This is a genomic window from Spongiactinospora rosea, from assembly GCF_003315795.1.
GTDB classification, from domain to species: Bacteria; Actinomycetota; Actinomycetes; order Streptosporangiales; family Streptosporangiaceae; genus Spongiactinospora; species Spongiactinospora rosea.
On the sequence record NZ_QMEY01000016.1, the window covers coordinates 81,310 to 98,281 of the forward strand.

A 16,972-nucleotide genomic window follows, 5' to 3' on the forward strand; every position below is an offset into this window, starting at 1 on the left:
TTTGCTACAGAGCGTAGCGAGAACGGCTGGTGACGACCGGCAAAGGCTTGCGCAAAGTACGGGTCAGCGCCCGGTAGTGAGCGCGGCGACCAACGGCAGCCGGGGGCATCGTGGCTGCCATGGAACCATTGCTCACTGTCATCGTGCCGTTCCACGACGTGGCGGACTATCTTGAGGAGTGCCTGGCGTCCCTGGCGGCCCAGACCCTGACCTCCATCGAGGTCGTCATGGTGGACGACGGCTCGCTCGACGGATGCGACGCGATCGCCAAGGGCTACGCGGCCCGGGATTCCCGGTTCACCCTCGTCCGCTGCGCCAACCAGGGGCCGGGCCCGGCGCGCAATCTCGGCATCGGCCTGGCCACCGGCAGGTACCTGGCGTTCGCCGACGCCGACGACGTCGTGCCCCCCGACGCCTACCGGGCGCTGGTGCACAGCCTGGAGGCCACCGGATCGGACATCGCCTGCGGCGGCGTGCGGCGGATCACCTCGGAGGGGGAGGTGCCCTCGCCGTTGCACTCCCGGTTGTTCCGGCGTATCCGGCAGCGCACCCATATCACCAGATATCAGGGCTTGATGAGGGACCGTACCGTCTGGAACAAGGTCTACCGCCGCTCGTTCTGGACCGAGCACGGCCTCGCGTTCCCCGCGGGGCTCTACGAGGACGCGCCCGTGGCCATCGCGGCGCACGTCCACGCCTCCCGGGTGGACCTGCTGCCCGACGTCGTCTACCTGTGGCGGGAGCGCGAGGAGGGCGGCGGCTCGATCACCCAGCGCCGCTCGGAGCCCGCCAACGTCGCCCAGCGCGTCGCCGCGCTGCACGCCGTCCAGGAGTTCCTGGACGAGCACGCGCCCGGCCTGCGCCCCGCGCTGGACGGCATGATCGCCACCTGGGACCTCGGCATCGTCGCCGCCGCCGTCACCGCCGCCGAGGACCCCGAGACGCGGGCCCGGCTGCTGGACCTGGCCGCGCCTTTCGCGGGCGGCCTGCGCGAGGAGGCGGTCCGGGAGCTGCCCGCCGTACGCCGGCTGGAGCTGCACCTGCTGCGCAACCGCATGGCGGACGAACTCGCCGAGGTACGCCGGGCCCGCCACGAGGGCCGCACCGCCCAGGCCCACGTCGTACGGCGGGGCCGCAGGACCTACCGCTGGTACGCCGCCTACCCCTACTTCGGCGACCGGGCCCGCAGGCTGCCGCCCGACGTCTTCGACGTGACCGACGAGATCGCGCTGCGGGCGCGCGTCGAACGCGCCGAATACCGCGACGGCCGGTTGCGGCTGGACGGGTTCGCGTACATCACGCCCGTCGAGGAGTCCCGCACCGACCTGCGGCTGTGGCTGGTGGAGATCGGCACCAAGACCCAGATCCCGATCGACTACGCCACCGAACCCGGCGGCCGGTTCTCCGCCGAGGTCAACCCGGCCGTGCTGGCCGAGGGCGAGGGCCCCTGGCGGCTGCACGTCGAGGTCGTGGTGCCCGGCGGCCTGCGGCGGCGCGGGCGGGTCCGCAAGGTCCGCCTGATGGCCAGGGACGGCGACCCGGACGCGCCGCTGGCGGTGGAGGAGAGCCGTCCGGCGGGTCCGTGCCGTATCCGGAGAGTCCGCGCGCAAGCGGGGGAACCGGGGCAGGGCGGGGATGCCGGGGATGCTGCCCAAGAGGCCGGTAAAGACTCGGCCAGGACAGTTTCCCAAGGTGGCTAGGCAGCAGTGACGCAACGCCCGATCTCATCATGCTGTCTGTCATGACGACGTACTCGCTCGCGGATGTGCGTGCCGCATGCAAGGCACGCGACGCCTGGTGGACCGTGTTGTTGGTGGATCCGATCGCCTGCCGTCTGGTGCGCTGGGCGGCGGGCCGTACGTCGATCACACCGAACCAGGTGACCGGGCTCGCGTTCGTGCTCGGCGTCTGCGCCGCGATCTGCTTCAGCGTGGGGGAGTGGGGGTTCCTGGCCCTCGGCGCGCTCTGCTTCCACCTGGGGTTCATCGCCGACTGCGTGGACGGCAAGCTGGCCCGGCTGAAGGGCAACGGCACGACGTTCGGGCTCTGGCTGGACTTCAGCCTGGACCAGGTCCGCCTGGTGATGTGCTCGTTCGCGCTGTCGTTCGGCCTCTACCGGCAGACCGGCAGGGTCGAGGCCGCCTACCTGGCGGCGGTGATCATCGCCTTCGACCTGTTCCGGTACCTCAACGGGCCGCACATGGCCAAGGTCCGCAGGGCGATGCGGGAACGCCTGGTCGCCGCCATGACCGCCGCCGGGGACAGCGCCTCGGCGGAGAGGCTGGCGGAAAGGCAGGCGGAGGAGCCGGACGAGCCCGAGGAGTACGGCGTCGAACTGCGGCAACGGGCCAAGGAGGGGCTGCAGTCGGGGTTCCGGTCCCGGTTCCCCTGGTACCTGCGGGCCAGGGAGATGCTGCTGGCCCGCCGCATCCGCACCCACCTGTTCAGCGGGATCGAATACCAGATGGCGGTGTTCGTGGTGGGGCCGCTGCTCGGGCCGGGGGCGGTGCCGTACACGGTGGCGGTGGCCGGGGGCCTGCTGATGCTCTTCGAGAGCGCCCTGGTCTACAAGCTCTGGATGTCCACCCGCGACTTCAAACGGACCATGCGCCGCCTGGCCGTCAAGGCCGAGAAGGCCGAACGCCGGGCGGCCCGCGAACAACGCCGGGTCGGCACGCCGTCCGTCGGCTGAGCCGATCCAGGTTCCACAGTTCTTCACACGGGGGATTCACTTCGATGCAGCCACAGCCCGCCCGGCCGGACCGGCCGATCTTCATCATCGGCTGCCCGCGCTCGGGCACCACGATGCTCCAGCTCATGATGCACTCGCACGCCAACATCGCGATCCCGCCGGAGACGCGGTTCATGATGGCCGCCTACCACCGCAGGCTCTCCTTCGGCGACCTGCGCGACCCCGGCCAGCGGCGCAAGCTCGCCGACTGGGTCGTCAGCCGCCGTCAGACCCGTTTCTACGAACTCGGGCTCGACGGCGAGGAGGTGACCAGGCAGATCGTGGACGGCCCCGGTACGCTCGGTTCCGCGCTCGGCATCGTGCTGCGCGCCTACGCCGGCCGGTTCGGCAAGCCCCGGTGGGGCGACAAGCGCCCGTCCTACTTCCAGAACATCGAGGTGCTGCTGCGGCTGTTCCCCGACGCCCAGTTCGTCCACCTGATCAGGGACGGCCGTGACTGCGTGGCCTCGCTGAAGGAGATGCCCTGGTACAAGGGGAACGTCTACAGCGCGATGTCCGGCTGGGCCGAGGCGATCGACTTCGCCAGGCACGGCGCGCACCGGATGCCGCAGGGCAGCTACTACGAGCTGCAGTACGAGCACCTCATCGAGGACCCGGCGACCGAGCTTGCGGGCGTGTGCGAGTTCGTCGGCGAGGACTTCGACCCGGCGATGTGCCGGCCGCACCTGATGGCCGACGTGGCGGTGCCGGAGCGCAAGACCTGGCACTCGCGCACCCACGGCGAGGTCACCACCTCGCGTTCGGGAAGCTGGCGGCACCGGCTGGAGCCGTGGGAGATCTCGCTGTGCGAGACGGTGCTGGCCGACCGCCTCACCGCGTACGGGTATGAGCTGTCCGGGGCGGAGAAGGCGTCGATGGGACGGCTCGCCGCTTATGAGCGGGTGGCCGCGCGGCGCAAGCTGTCCCGGATGAAGAAGAAGACCTTCGACCGGTTCGTCCGGATGCGCGAGCCGAACCCGATCGGCGCGCAGCTCACCACCGGGCAGCTCGCCCTGGCCGGACTGCCCAGGCAGCGCACCGGCTCGCCGGAGCTGGCCGCCAAATAGACGTCCTTGTCCCCGGCGCGACATTGGGGGAACGCCGGGGGCCGGCATGGGCCGTGGGTTCAACGGGCTCAACAGGCTCAACGGGCTCAACAGGTTCAACGGGCTCAGCGGGCGAGATGCGCGAGCAGCGCCTCCCATCCGTCGAGCACCTGGTCCAGCCGGAAGGACTCCGCGTGGGCGCGGGCGGCGGCACCCAGCCGCCGCCGCTCGCCCGCCGACCCCATCAGGTCCGCCAGCGCGGCGGCGAACGCCGCCACGTCCCCCGGCGGCACCAGCATTCCCGTACGGCCGGACGCCACCAGCGACCGCATCCCGCCCGACACGTCGAACGCCACCGCCGGCACCCCGAACGCCGCCGCCTCCGCCACCGCCAGCGGAGCCCCCTCATGCTCGCTGGCCAGCCCGAGGACCGACCCGTTCAGGTACTCCACGGCCATCCGCCGGGGCGAGACCCGCCCCCGGAACACCACCCGCCCGGCCACCCCGGCCGCCTTCGCGTGCTCGCGCAGCCGGGGCAGTTCCTCGCCCTCCCCGATCAGGTGCAGCTCCCACGGCTCGGGCACCCGCTCGCAGGCCGCCGCGAACGCCGAGATCAGCCGGTCGAACCGCTTGACCCCCGCCAGCCGCCCCACGCCGAGCACGCGGCGCGCGGACAGCTCCGCCGTACGGCCCGGCCAGCCCGGCAGCGGGTTGGCGAGCGCCCAGGTGTTGGGCAGCATGGCGTGTTCGGCGAACAGCCCCGCGTCGTCCTCGCTGAGGAACACCGCCTGCTCCAGCCGCCACCAGTCGCGCCGCACCGAACCGAGGTGCCAGGTGCCCCTGGCGTGCTCGAACGAGCCGTGATAGTGCCCGATGCCCGACAAGTCGGGCGGCAGCAGCGAAAGCAGCCTGCTCACCACGGCCGGTGAGGTCATCACGACGTGCCCCGGCCCGATCCGCTGGAACAGCGCCCGCAGCCGCCGGTCGGCCAGGCGGCGCGCGACCCGCCCCACCGGCCCCGCCGTCGTCCGGTGGATCACGTGCCGCCGGTAGCGGGGCCGCTCGACGTACCGGAACGGGCGGCGCGCCCGGTGCAGGCCGATCACGTGCACCTCGTGCCCGCGTCCGGCCAGCCCCTGCGCCACCGTGTGCGTGACCCGCTGGACGCCGCCGAGCGTGTCGGCGTCCAGGCAGGCGAACACCAGCGCGCTCACCGCGCCACCGGCGCCCTGACCCTGCTGCCCGCCCTGCCTGTTCTGGGCGCGCGGCGCGGTCCGAAGAAGGCGTCCACCACCCGCGCCGCCGCCTCGCCGCGCTCGTCCGCGCACCACGTCTCGCGGAACGCGGCGTACTTCGCGGCGAACGCCGCCGTCAGCCCGTCCAGCTCCCGCACCGCCGCCACCAGCTCCTCCGTGGTGGTCACGCACGGGCCGGGCGCGATGGCGGGCAGGTCGTAGCGCGAGCCGCGCCCCGCCGCCCGGTACTCCGCCCAGTCGTCGATCAGGAAGATCATCGGCTTGCCGGTCACCGCGTAGTCGCACATCAACGAGGAATAGTCGGTGATCAGCGCGTCGGAGGCCAGCATCAGATCGTTGACCTCCGGGTAGGAACCCGCCGGTCGCACGAAGTGCCGGAGGTGCTGGGGCACCGCGAACCGCTCCACCGGGTGCGTGCGCAGCACCAGCACCCATTCGGCGGCCAGCGCCTCGGCCAGCTCGCCCAGGTCGGCCCGGACGCTCGCGCCCGAGTACTCGGCATGGTCGCGGTAGGTCGGGGCGTAGAGCAGAATGCGCCGGTCGTCCGGTATCTCCAGGCGGTCGCGTACCCGCCGGGCGGCGCCGGGGTCGCCGTGCGCGAGTACGTCGCAGCGCGGCGAGCCGTACCGCAGCACCGGCCCCGCGTACCGGTTGGACGGCAGGAACGTGCGCTCGAACTCCGCCCCCGGCGACACCAGCGCGTCCCACCGGGCCACCGCCGCCGCCCACTGCGTGCGCGGGCCGTCGAAGTCGCCGCGCAGGTCGGGCGCGTTGTAGCCGATCGTCTTGATGCCCTGGCCGTGCCAGGTCTGCAGGTAGCGGGTGCCGCGCGGCTTGGGATAGTCGAGCGGGAAGCCGTGGCTGTCCACCCAGTAGGCGGCGCGGGCGAGGGTCCAGACGTAGCGCCAGCTCATCCGGCGTACGAGGGCCGCGTCCTTGGGGAAGTCGGCCCGCCGCCGCGCCACCGACCACACCGCCGTGATCGGCAGCCTGCGTCTGCGCAGCTCCTCGTAGATGTAGCGGGGATTGCCGGTGTAGCCCTTGCCGACGTCCGCCTCGAAGATCGCCAGGTCGGCGCGGCGCGGCACGACGCGGATCAGGCCCTTGTAGACGCGCAGCTTCAGGCGGGGGTCACCGGCCCTGCGGATCGCCCGCCGGGCCACCCGGGCGAGCCTCGGCACCTGCTTGCGCAGACCCTCGCGCCGCCAGCGCACGCGCAGCACGGCGGCGTGACCCTCCGGGCGCAGCGTGACCGTATGTCCCGGGACGCGAACCTGGATGGCCAGGGCGGTGGGATCGACGAGCAGCGGGTCGGTGGTCCTGCGGCCGTCCGGACGGGTGATCGCGATCTGGGGGGCGTGCGATCCGTCGTGGCCTGTGAGGGGCGTTTTCACGGTTCTGGCCAGGTCGATGGTGACCTCGGAGAGGTAGCCGCCGTCGTCCTGGGGGACGGGGGCTAGGCGTACGGCGCCGGAGCGCAGGCGCAGTTCGGCCCGCCAGGCCGGGGTGGCGTCGAGCACGCCGAAGGGGTCGTAGGTCCTGATCGCCAGGGTGACGCGGGTGCCGTGGGCGGACAGTTCGGTGACCTCGTGGCGCAGGCGACTCGCGGTGAACGGCAGCTCGGCCATCCGCATGCAGGTGATGTCGAGCGCCGGGTCCGGGGTCGTGCCCCAGTACGTGCGGCCGTCCTTCCGCACGGCATGGCGGGGCGCGGCCCGGGGCCCGCTCAGCGAACGGGCCGCGACCTCCAGTTCCTCGGTCCGGTCGGTGACGATCAGGCGGCAGCACACCCGGGTGAGCGGATCTACGGTCGCGTAGACGTCGGGCTTGATCTCGCTCAGGTACGGCCGGACCACGGACGCGAACTCCTTCACCCACACCCGGTCGCGGGAGGGCAGCGGGTTCAGGTAGACGCGGATGTCCTGGCGCAGGAAACGGCGCTGGCGTTCCGGGATCAGGTCGGTGAAGCCGTTGGCCCGTAGGATCACGTCACAGGCCCAGGCGGCGCGGACCCGCTGGCGTACGTTGTCCATCTGCTTGAGCCGCTGCGAGATCGACTTCTCGGCGCCGGGGCGGTCGGGGGCGCGGCGCCAGTCGTACACGATCCACGGCACGACGGCGAACCGGCGGGTCACGCAGAACAGGCGCGCGGTGAAGATGTGGTCCTCGAAGTGGATGCGCTCCTCGAAGCGCAGGTCATGCTCCCTGAGGAAGGCGGTGCGGTAGAGCTTGTTGGTCGCGAACGTGTCGAGGAACATCTCCGGGTCGCGTCGGATGCCCTCGACGACGCGGCGGCGGTAGAGGTCGGGGAAGTAGCGCTGGGGCTTGCGCTTCCACTCGTAGACGCGCTGGATCTGGCCGGTCACGAAGTCGGCCTGGGTGCGCTCGATCTCGGTGATCAGGCTTTTGCAGGTGTGGCGGGGGAGGGTGTCGTCGCTGTCCAGGAACATGATGTAGGGGGAGGCGGCGAGGGCCATGCCGGTGTTCCGGGGGGCGCCGCAGCCGCCGCTGTTGCGGGGGCGCCGGACGAATCGGACGCGAGGGTCCTGGGCGCATAGGTCGGCGGCGACCCGGGGGGTCTCGTCGGTACTGGCATCATCCACGATGATCACTTCGACGCCGTGCAACGTCTGGTCCAACACGGAACGCACCGCCCTTGGCAACCGCCCCGCATCGTTGTACGTGATGACGACCACAGTGCAGTCGGGCATGCGACCCCCCTTTAGTCCCTATTGCGACTGTAAGTGGGGGATTGTCCGATCAACGGGACGCATGACCGTTTCTTTGACCGATACTTCCCCACCTTCGGCGCGGGCGGCGCGTTCCCGCGCGTTGCCGCGCGCCCAAAGGCCCTAAAGGCATGGCCCTCGCTGCCGCTCGGACGGTCGGGCTTCGCCCGACGCCGGGGCTGATCATGTGCCGTATGCTCCGGCCCTGTTTCCTGTACGGCAGGGCCCCTGGTCCGCCGCAGTCCGTGCCCCTTCCGCTGCGGTGCCCGGCTCTCCCAGGGCGTGCCCTTGCCCGCCGTCCCGGCACCGACTCCAGAACTCTCCGCCGGCCGTACCCCGATCCCCGCCTCCGGCGGGCGGCGCGCTCCCACGCGCCCGTAGGCCCTAAAGGCGCGGCCCTCGCTGTCGCTCGGACGATCTCACTCACGTCGGGGCACATCGTGTGCAGCAACTTGCAGGGAGATAGAAAGGTCATCACTGTATGGATCAAAGAACCCTGGCTGAGCATAGAAAGATCGCCCGGACCGGGGCGCGTGGATCTCTTGAAGGCCAACGCCGTACCGCGGGCATTTGAGTCGCCAGGTATGAACAGGTCGCGAGTTTATGTGGCTGGCAATTCAAATAGCTTAAGCGTTACGGACGTTAGCCTGGCCCGATGCATTCTTCCAGATGGTGACGACACTATCACCACTCGCACTAACCAGCAGTTCTGCCAAGCTGTGTGGATCGTCGGCATGACCGAGAACATCCACTGCGTAGACGAGCTGGTACTGATGTGAGAGATGGCTCAATGGGCGCACTCGGGAGGGATCGCCCACATCTTGTTCAAAGCGCCACTGGGCATATCGGAGGCTGGGGTTGTCCAGGTCGTAGGCATCGACGTCGTAGCCGACCTGGATGAGCGCCTGAGCGTCGAGGGCGATGCCGCATCCCACGTCGGCGATACGGCGGAGCCCGTGTTCGTCAGCGAATTCCATCAATGTATGGAAGAAGCCGTCTTTGGCGCCCATGTAGTGGAAGCAGGTCAGGTCGTAGAGGTACCCGATGCTCCGTTCGTAGAAGTGCGCCCCCAATTGGTCCCACTCCTGGTCCATGAACCGACGTATGCGCTCGAAGTCGGTGAGACCAGGGTCGAAGGCATCGCCGAGATAAGCGGCCAGGCGCTGCCATGCCGTCTCGATGTCGGGATACGCCCTGGTCCACGTCACTTGTGGGCCCTCGGTACGGTAAGGGCCGCGTTCGATTCTGCTGCCTGCCGTATGGCCTCTGTTACACGAAGAACGTGCAATGCTGTATCGCCGGATGCCCTGTGTGGGCGTCTGCTGAGTACGGCATTGGCAAGATCGAGAACGCCCATGCCGCGGCCGATCACCTCGAACGCCACTGCTTCCTGCGGGAGGACCCGCCAGCCCGTCTCATCGCGGCGGCGGACGCGGACGACGCCCCCGTGGAAGTTCGGGTCGGGGAGGACCAACGTGCCTTCGGTCCCGTAGATCTCCAGGTGTGGACGGGTAGTCGCCTGAATGTCGAAACTCGTGGTCAGCGTGATGGAAACGCCAGTAGTGGTCTCCAGCAGCGCTTCGACGTATGTCGGCGATGCGGTCGTGAACACCTCGCCGGACGGGCGGGTTCGGCAAGAACGGCTACGGCAGGTGGCACCGCGGACCTTCCCGATCGGGCCGAGCAGTGCGGTCAAAACGCTCAGGTAGTAGGGCCCCATGTCGAGCAGTGGGCCGAGGTCGTAGATCGGCTGTGGGTTTGGGTGCCAGCGCTCCGGGCCCGGTGAAAGGAGAGCGCCTGTGGCGGCGATCGGCTCTCCGATGAGGCCGGAGGCGAGCGCCACGGCGGCAGTGCGCGTCGGCGGGGCGAGGAAGGTGTCCGGTGCCGCCCCGATGAGCACGCCGGATCTCTGCGCCAAGGTCAGCAGGGACTCGGCTTCCGCCACGGAGCCGGCAAGGGGCTTCTCCACGTACACGGACATCCCCGCTGCGATGGCGGAGGAGGCGACATGCAAGTGGTGTTCCGGTGGCGTGAGCACGAGTACCACCTCGGCGTCGAGCTGCTGGAAAGGTACGACGTACGGGATGGCGTGCCGGTCGGCGAACACGCGGGCCTGATTGAGGTCGATGTCGGTGCAGGCCACGAGTTCGACGAGGGTACTCGGCCGCAAGGTGCGCGCGTACTCGTCGGCCACCATTCCGCAACCGGCGATGGCACAGCGAAGCCTGCGGCTCATGCCCGGATAGCTTCGATCGCACCGCTCAGTAGCACTAGGAACTCCTCGGGGCGGTCGGTGTACGGGATCTGAATGTCCAGGTAGCGGTCCCAGCCGTTCGACGGCGTGGCCACAGGCCAGGCGGCGCAGGTATGTAGGTCGCCCGGCGTCGGCCGCCAGCAACGCAAGTGAGCGAGCCGTGCCGCAAGTACTTCGGCGGCTGCCGGTGTGTCCAACCAGACGCCGACATGGGCGCCGTTGCCGGCATCAATATCACTGGGAAGAACCATCCCCACTGCTCGCAGGAGCTCCACAGCCGGGCGTTGGAGCGAGCGCAATCGCTCAACCAGTTCGTCCAGCCGATCGAGCTGCGGCAGGGCCAGGGCGGCCGAGATCTCCGGTATCCGGACGTTGCCCCGCCAGATCGGCGCGGACGTGCGTACACGGGTGTCTCCGGCCAGCGCGCGTATGCGCGAGGCCAGCTCGGTGTCATCGCACAGGGCAAGGCCGCCTTCTCCGGTCGCGATGAGCTTGTACGCCTGGGTGGAGAAGAACGCCGCCGCGCCGTACGTACCGGCCCGCGGAACGCCCCACGCCTGGGCACAGTCCTCGATCAGCGGGATGCCGCGCCGGTGCAGCTCCGCGGCGATCCGCGCCACATCACCTGCCAATCGGCCACGTAGATGAGCGATGACCACGGCCTTAGTAGCGGGTGTCAGCAGGCCGGAGAGGTCTTCGAGAGAAGGGGTGAGGTCTGTTCCGGTCGGTGCGATGCGTACCGATGCTCCGGTCGCGGTGACCGTCGCGCCGACCGACACCCACCCGAGTCCGGGGATCACCACCTCGTCACCAGGCCCTATGCCGAGCCCCCGCAAGATCACGTCGAACGCCGCCGTGGCGCTGGCGGTCGCGATGGCATGTGCCCGGCCGGTTCGGGCGGCGACGGTGGTTTCGAGTCGTGGTACGTAGACGCCGCCGATCAACCCGAGGTGTCCAGTGGTGATGACCTGCCTGGCGAGGTGGGTCTGAGTGTCGGCGGTGAGCAGGCTGTACTGGTAGAGCATCGTCGTGCGCCTCCGATGGAGTCACAGGAAGTCGGATGCAGGGAGCCGTCCGAGCACGGGGATGGGGGTGAACGCCTCGCCGTACGCGGCGCCGATCCGGCCGCCGTGCAGCCGGGCGAGGTTCTCGGCCATCGGGCCGAAGTGCTCGTCGATGGGCTGGGAGCGATGCACGGCGAGGGCGCGCATCTTCGTGGTGAAGGTCGTGCTGATGTCGATGATCGTGTGGGGCGCGGTGGTGCCGTCCAGCGACAGGCCGTTGTAGGACTCGCACATGTACACCCGATGGGGGCGGCCGGTGGCGATCACCGGTGCCGGTAGCGCGTCGAGAACGGCCAGGCACGCCTGCCGGTGATCTGGGTGGACGTCCCGGCATCCGTGGGTGATGACGACGTCCGGGCACAGCTCGGTGAGCAGTTCGGCGACGGTCGTCGCGGTGACCTCGGGCAGGAGCCGCAGTGACGCACCGAGGACGGACGCACCGGCGGCGGCTTCGGCGTCACGTACGGGGTCGTGGGCCGGGACGGCGATGGTGACCTTCGCTCCGGCTTCGGCGTGGCGGGCGAGGGTGCCGCCCGCCCAGAGTTCGGCGTCGTCGGGGTGGCCCATGACGGTCAGGACCGAGGGCGGGTTCACCACAGGCCCAGCTTCTCGACGATCTCGGCGGGGGCGGGAAGCGCTGGGCTTGGAGCACCGCAGGGCCGGTACGGGACCGCCACGTCGGTCCGGACGCGGATCATCTCTCGCCAGGCCAAGACCTGGTCGAAGGTATCCCGCACTCGCTGCCCGGCGGCTCCGGCCAGACGGCCGGAGCCCGGCAGGTCTTCCAGCGCGAGGCCGCCGGCCAGCAATCGGGCGGCCGTGACCGAGCCGATCCCGCGTACGCCGGGGATGTTGTCCGACGGGTCGCCGCACAGCGCTCGGAAGCATGGCCACTGGCCGGGGGTGACGCCGTAGCGCTCGATCACCTCGGGTGGGCCGATATGGCGCTTGCCCGGGTGCATGGCGGTGTTGAGCACGCGGACGTCATGGTCCAGGAGTTGGTAGAAGTCCCGATCGCCGGACATGATCAGCCGCTTCTGCCCGCCGGTCAGGTGGACGAGGGTGGCGATCGTGTCGTCGGCTTCGGCGTCGTCGATCTCCGTCCAGGCGATGCCGTAGGCGTCCAGGCCGCGTTTGACGTCGGGCAGCGCGCGGATCGGCTTGAGCGTGCTCTCGTCGGGGACCCGGTTGGCCTTGTAGGAGGCGTCGGCCTGTTTGCGGGCGGCCGAGCCGTACTCGCCGTCGAAGATGACGATCACTTCGGGCGGATCGGGGATTTCGTCGCGGATCGCCACCCGGAGCAGGGCGAAGAAGCCGAAGACGCCGGTGAGTTCCCGGGTCTTGTCGCGGGAGTGGATCGGCGTGGGGAACCCGAAGGTCGCGCGGTACAGCAGGTTGTGGCCATCGACCAGCAGCAGTGGAACTTCCATCACCAGACCGCCTTCAGAAATGCTTCAGCGATTGTGGTGGGCCGGAAGTCCCGTGACCGGTAGTACGCAGCCCGTGACGTACGCAGGTAGGTTACCGCGTCGCTTGTGATCGCCGCAGCGGCTCGCCAGAGTCCGGCCGCTCCCGTCGACCGCCGGACGATGATGCCGCCGGGGCCGATCAGTTCGGGGAGGTTGCCGACGTCATAGGCGACGACGGGCGTGCCGACGCTCATCGCCTCCAGCGCCACGAGCCCGAAGGTCTCCGCATGCGAGGGCACGACGACCACGGCGGCACCCGCGAGCCAGCCCGGCACCTGACGCCAGACGAGGCCGCCGGTTCGTACCGTCAGATGAGGGGCGCTGAGGCATCGGCGGACGATCTCGGCCTGCCGGCCCTGCTTGTCCTCGAACGGTGCCGAGGCCAGGACGACCTGGACGCGTCGGCCATCCGGCGGTGAGGAGGTCAGAAGGTCCTCCACTCCCTTTTCCGGTGCGGCCCGGGCCAGCACACGGATAGGGCCACGTTGGCGTAGTCGCCCTCGCCGGGTGTCGTCAAGCCATGCGCACTCGTCGTAGAGCAGTGCGTTCGGTACGACCTGCCATCTCTCGGTGGCATAACCGCGATCAGCCGCCTGGCTGAGTACGGTGGCCGAGGGGGCGATGACGGCTTCGGCGGACGCGAGTGCCGGGCCGAGGTCTTCGTCGTGGCCGACGACGTGTACGGCGAGCACCTTGCGCGCGGGGTGTACGGCCATCGCCCGGCCGAGACCCCACAGGGCATCGGTGTAGACGACGATGTCCACACGCCGTTGATCAAGGATTTTCGCGATCTCCTCCCCGAGCGCGGCGGCGTCGATGGCATGCCGCAACGTGGCATCGTCGGCGGGAAAGGACACATTGAGTCCGGTCAACCGGACGCAGCCCGTCGAATCGGTGCCGCTCAGAATGAGCGTCTCGTGGCCGAGTTCGCGAAGGCCGGCGGCGAGGGCGGCCGTGGCGCGTTCGATCCCGGCGGGCGTGTCAGGCCGGTACGAAGCCAGCACGAACGCGATCACCATGACCGCACCCCGACCGTATCGGGCAGCCGACTGGTCTGCTGTCCAGGTGGAGTCCGTTCCCACGGGAAGATCACCCAGTCGGCGACCTCCCACACGTACAGATCGGGCAGGCTGGGCGGTGCCCCCGCGTTACGGCAGAGCGTCACCGTACGAACCCCACTCTTGGGAAGGCCAGAGACCACGGCGGTGAGCGTCGCGCCGCTCCCGCAGATGTCGTCCACGACGAGGATCGGGCCGGGCGGGGTCTGGCGGACAGGGCTCAGGTCATAGGTCACCTCGCCGGTGGCCGGGAGTCCGATCTCCTCGGACGCGTTGTGGCTGGCCTCGGCGATGACCACGACCGCTCCGGTCTCCGCGCCGATGGCGTACGCCGGAGCACGCCCGCCGTTCGCGATGCCGATGACCACGCCCACGCTTCCGAACCGTTCACGGGCCGCCATGGCCAGCAGGCGGGTCGCGGTCCAGTACTGATCAGGGTCCATGCGCCAGACGCGGCGGCCCTCGAAGACCCTGCTCATGCGGACCCGTCCGGTCCGGTCAAGGTGAGGTCTGCCGGGCTGCGCAGCGGGCGCAGGGCGGAGATGTGCTCGGCCGGACGGTCGTTGCGCCACACCCGGCCGTCGGCCCGGATGACGGTGAAGCCGCCCGCGCCGCGCCGGGTGCGAAGCCGTACCGTCAGCTCAGGCGGCACGTCGAGCCGTTCGATGAGTGCCTGGGCTTCGTTGTCGCTCAGCATCTCCGCCGGTGGAAGCCGGGCGGCCTCGCCGATCGGGAGCATTTGCAGGAACGTGACGCCGGCGGCCCCGAGGCGGTGCGCCAGGCGTACCAGGTCCTGCGCGAAAGCGCGGCTGGACGCCATGAGCACGCTCTGGAGCTGCACGCACAGACCGGCTGCGACGGCTTCCTTCACCCCGTCGATGGCGCGGCTGAACGATTCCGGCCCGCGCCACGCGTCGTGAACCAGGCTGCTCGGGCCGTCGAGACTGACCTTGACCGCGTCCACATGCCCGGCGAGCCGGGCGGCGCGGCGCTGGAGGTGCCAGCCGTTGGTGGTCACGCTGACCGCACAGCCGCCCGCCGTCAGCTCGTCGGCCAGATGAGCGAGGTCGGGCAGCAGGAGCGGTTCGCCACCGGAGATGTCCACTCCCAGGACGTCTGTGCCCGCGATCAGGCGGGCGATCCGCCGCTGGTCGGCCGCCCCCAGTTCGGTGACGGACTTGTCGTCCAGGCAGTGCGGGCACTGAAGGTTGCAGCGAACTATCGGCGACCAGCAGACGCTGACCGGGACGGTTCCGCCGCAGGCAGCGGGATGTACGACGGGCCACTTGCTCACCTCGGCCCCGTCCAGCTCCGCACGGCCGGGAGGCAGAGCGAGAGGGGCGCGATGGGTGAGGCCGGTCGCCGGATCATGAGCGAGCGTCGTTCCATCGCGTACGGCGACGGCGAAGGTTCGGATCACCTGTTGACCTCACATCGGGAGAGAAGCCGGAGCGTTTCGGCAGTGAAGAGGGCAGAGCGTTGAGGCGGTGGCGCTTCCAGCAGCGAGCGGTAATGGCGGAGCGTGGCGGGCCAGGACGCGAGCTTGGACTGCCAGAGAGCCGCAGCGTCCGGCGGGTCGAGATGGAACCCGGCGGCCTGCCGTACCGGGATGACCACCAGCCCGGCGGCGATCAGCTTCGCGCCCAGGTGGGTGTCCTCCATGCCCCACCCGAGCCGGCCGAACTCCGGATCGAACCCGCCGACCTCGAAGAACGCGTGCCGGGGCACGGCGAGCAGGGCGGTGACCACCATCCGGGGCAGGTCCCAGTCGTAGTAGGTCCGTCCGTATCCGAGGTCGATCAGGTCGCGCGTGTGCTCCAGGGGCCATCCGTCGATCGGCTCGTCCAGGACGATCCCGGAGTAGAGCAGCGGCGTGCCCACAGGCGGACGCCACCGGACCCGATGATCCTCGTAGATGTCCGGGGCGTCAGGGAGCGGCGTACCGTGGGCGACGTTGTGACGGAAGCCCAGTAGCACGGCGGCGTCGTCGGCACGGGCCGCCAGGTCGGCGATCACATGCGGCGGGATGACCATGTCGGCGTCCATGAAGACGACCGTGTTCTGCGAGGCGGCGACCGCTCCCACGTTGCGCGCCGTGGCCGCGCCCCGATGCTCGGGCAGGCAGATCACCTGATCGACGCATGTGTGCCTGCGGGCGATGTCGGCGGTGCCGTCCGTGCTGCCGTCGTCCACCACGATGATCTCCGGGGTGTGCGTCTGGACGGACAGGGCGTCGAGAACGGCGGGCAGGCAGTACGCGACGTTGTAAGCCGGGATCACCACCGAGGCGCACGGCCTGGTCGGCGTGACTCCAGCCTCATGCCAGCCGTGCCGGTTCTCCGCCTCGAATCGACTCGTGATCGGCCGATAGTCGTTGTCCTGGCGGAGGAGCAGAGCGCGAAGGGACTCGGTCACGGCCACCCCCATGTGTCGAGTACGACGGAGGCCGTCGCCCAGTCGCGCGGGTCGTCGACAAAGCGGACCCGGACGTCCCGCAGATGCTCCCGCACGATGTCCTGGTAGGCCGGTTCGGCGATCACGAGGACGCCGGTCGGCGTGCCGTACCGTGCCAAGACGGCCCCCGCGTTCTGTCGCAGCTCAGAGGCCCGCTCGGGAGTGAGAACCCGGTCGTACGGCAGGAGCGGCCGATCGGCATCGATCAGGCCGTGTTCGGCCGATAGGATGCGCACCTGCCGACGCAGACCCTGGCGATGGCCGATACGGCGGCGCAGTTGCGGGATACAGCCGCCCTCGTAGAGGTCGAGCGCGGGGACCGGGGTCGCGGTGTCCCGCTTGCGGCGGGAGCACCCCACAATGACGAGCTTCATAGGTCACGCACCACCCGGAAGCCGATGCCCGGCGATGCCAGTTCGACCGGCGCGGCGTTGAGGAACGTGCATTGGGCGTACAGCGGCGGTGACGCGAACGAGCCGCCCCGGATGATCGCGCCGTTCCCCATCACGGTGGTGGCCGTCCATTCCCAGACGTTGCCCGCGACGTCGAGCAGCCCGAGCGGAGTCGCGCCCGCGGGGCATGCGCCTGTCCGGCACGGGCGTCCCCGGCCGGATTCCCGCAGGTTGGCCAGGCTAGGCCGCCAGGGCCGGTCACCCCACGGGTAGAGCCGTCCTTCGGGGCCGGCGGCCATCCATTCCCATTCCACCGAGGTCGGCAGGCGTCCGCCGAGTCGTACGGCGATGGCGGCGGCCTCGTCGCGGCTGACTTCGGTCAGCGGGTGGTCATCGGCTCCCGTGATCGGAGTCGCCGTCCAGCGAAGGCTGCGGACCGGGACCCGGCGGCCCTGGTCGCCGTACTCACAGCTACCGCCGGGCACGAATATCCAGGTCAGTGCCATGGTGTTACCTCCC

Annotated in this window: 16 protein-coding genes; 3 read left to right on the forward strand and 13 right to left on the reverse strand. The window is 70.0% G+C overall.

What is annotated here, in order from left to right; all coding sequences use genetic code 11:
- The first annotated feature begins 119 nt into the window (after positions 1-119).
- Genes DP939_RS29675 through DP939_RS29685 form a run of 3 tightly spaced genes read left to right on the forward strand, consistent with a single transcriptional unit; the run spans position 120 to position 3,798 of the window.
- Complete coding sequence (locus tag DP939_RS29675; protein ID WP_113984127.1) at positions 120-1,700, forward strand: glycosyltransferase family 2 protein; 1,581 nt, start codon at positions 120-122, stop codon at positions 1,698-1,700.
- A gap of 41 nt (positions 1,701-1,741) precedes the next feature.
- Complete coding sequence (locus DP939_RS29680; protein ID WP_113984128.1) at positions 1,742-2,692, forward strand: CDP-alcohol phosphatidyltransferase family protein; 951 nt, start codon at positions 1,742-1,744, stop codon at positions 2,690-2,692.
- Between the two features lie 44 nt (positions 2,693-2,736).
- Positions 2,737-3,798, forward strand: a complete 1,062-nt coding sequence (locus tag DP939_RS29685) for a sulfotransferase family protein (protein WP_113984129.1) — start codon at positions 2,737-2,739, stop codon at positions 3,796-3,798.
- Between the two features lie 104 nt (positions 3,799-3,902).
- Here the strand turns inward: DP939_RS29685 and DP939_RS29695 are convergent, their stop codons facing one another.
- The 13 genes from DP939_RS29695 to DP939_RS29755 all read right to left on the reverse strand — a co-directional run bounded on the left by DP939_RS29695 (position 3,903) and on the right by DP939_RS29755 (position 16,959).
- The gene (locus tag DP939_RS29695) at positions 3,903-4,991 is read right to left on the reverse strand and encodes a glycosyltransferase (RefSeq protein ID WP_113984131.1); all 1,089 of its coding nucleotides are present in this window, start codon (positions 4,989-4,991) and stop codon (positions 3,903-3,905) included.
- Positions 4,988-7,744: a bifunctional glycosyltransferase/CDP-glycerol:glycerophosphate glycerophosphotransferase gene (locus DP939_RS29700; protein WP_113984132.1), complete on the reverse strand. Its 2,757-nt coding sequence runs from the start codon at positions 7,742-7,744 to the stop codon at positions 4,988-4,990. Before DP939_RS29700 ends, DP939_RS29695 begins: the two co-directional genes overlap by 4 nt.
- 644 nt (positions 7,745-8,388) lie before the next feature.
- A complete protein-coding gene (locus tag DP939_RS29705; RefSeq protein WP_113984133.1) occupies positions 8,389-8,970 on the reverse strand; it encodes a class I SAM-dependent methyltransferase in 582 nt (193 codons plus the stop codon).
- Positions 8,967-9,998 carry a Gfo/Idh/MocA family protein gene (locus tag DP939_RS29710; RefSeq protein ID WP_113984134.1) on the reverse strand — a complete coding sequence of 344 codons (1,032 nt, stop codon included), beginning with the start codon at positions 9,996-9,998 and terminating at the stop codon, positions 8,967-8,969. Before DP939_RS29710 ends, DP939_RS29705 begins: the two co-directional genes overlap by 4 nt.
- Positions 9,995-11,041: an aminotransferase class V-fold PLP-dependent enzyme gene (locus DP939_RS29715; RefSeq protein WP_113984135.1), complete on the reverse strand. Its 1,047-nt coding sequence runs from the start codon at positions 11,039-11,041 to the stop codon at positions 9,995-9,997. The genes DP939_RS29710 and DP939_RS29715 overlap by 4 nt, the downstream gene beginning before the upstream one ends.
- 21 nt (positions 11,042-11,062) lie before the next feature.
- Complete coding sequence (locus tag DP939_RS29720) at positions 11,063-11,677, reverse strand: PIG-L deacetylase family protein (RefSeq protein ID WP_225878575.1); 615 nt, start codon at positions 11,675-11,677, stop codon at positions 11,063-11,065.
- The gene (locus DP939_RS29725; protein WP_225878576.1) at positions 11,671-12,510 is read right to left on the reverse strand and encodes a 5'-3' exonuclease; all 840 of its coding nucleotides are present in this window, start codon (positions 12,508-12,510) and stop codon (positions 11,671-11,673) included. Before DP939_RS29725 ends, DP939_RS29720 begins: the two co-directional genes overlap by 7 nt.
- Positions 12,510-13,568: a glycosyltransferase family 4 protein gene (locus DP939_RS29730; protein WP_113984136.1), complete on the reverse strand. Its 1,059-nt coding sequence runs from the start codon at positions 13,566-13,568 to the stop codon at positions 12,510-12,512. Before DP939_RS29730 ends, DP939_RS29725 begins: the two co-directional genes overlap by 1 nt.
- The gene (locus DP939_RS29735) at positions 13,562-14,086 is read right to left on the reverse strand and encodes a phosphoribosyltransferase (protein ID WP_113984137.1); all 525 of its coding nucleotides are present in this window, start codon (positions 14,084-14,086) and stop codon (positions 13,562-13,564) included. Before DP939_RS29735 ends, DP939_RS29730 begins: the two co-directional genes overlap by 7 nt.
- The gene (locus DP939_RS29740) at positions 14,083-15,027 is read right to left on the reverse strand and encodes a radical SAM protein (RefSeq protein ID WP_113984138.1); all 945 of its coding nucleotides are present in this window, start codon (positions 15,025-15,027) and stop codon (positions 14,083-14,085) included. Before DP939_RS29740 ends, DP939_RS29735 begins: the two co-directional genes overlap by 4 nt.
- A complete protein-coding gene (locus DP939_RS29745) occupies positions 15,024-16,022 on the reverse strand; it encodes a glycosyltransferase family 2 protein (RefSeq protein ID WP_225878577.1) in 999 nt (332 codons plus the stop codon). Before DP939_RS29745 ends, DP939_RS29740 begins: the two co-directional genes overlap by 4 nt.
- Positions 16,019-16,435, reverse strand: coding sequence for a DUF6884 domain-containing protein (locus tag DP939_RS29750; RefSeq protein ID WP_113984140.1), 417 nt, complete (start codon positions 16,433-16,435; stop codon positions 16,019-16,021). Before DP939_RS29750 ends, DP939_RS29745 begins: the two co-directional genes overlap by 4 nt.
- Positions 16,432-16,959 carry a formylglycine-generating enzyme family protein gene (locus DP939_RS29755; RefSeq protein ID WP_113984141.1) on the reverse strand — a complete coding sequence of 176 codons (528 nt, stop codon included), beginning with the start codon at positions 16,957-16,959 and terminating at the stop codon, positions 16,432-16,434. Before DP939_RS29755 ends, DP939_RS29750 begins: the two co-directional genes overlap by 4 nt.
- Positions 16,960-16,972 lie beyond the last annotated feature (13 nt).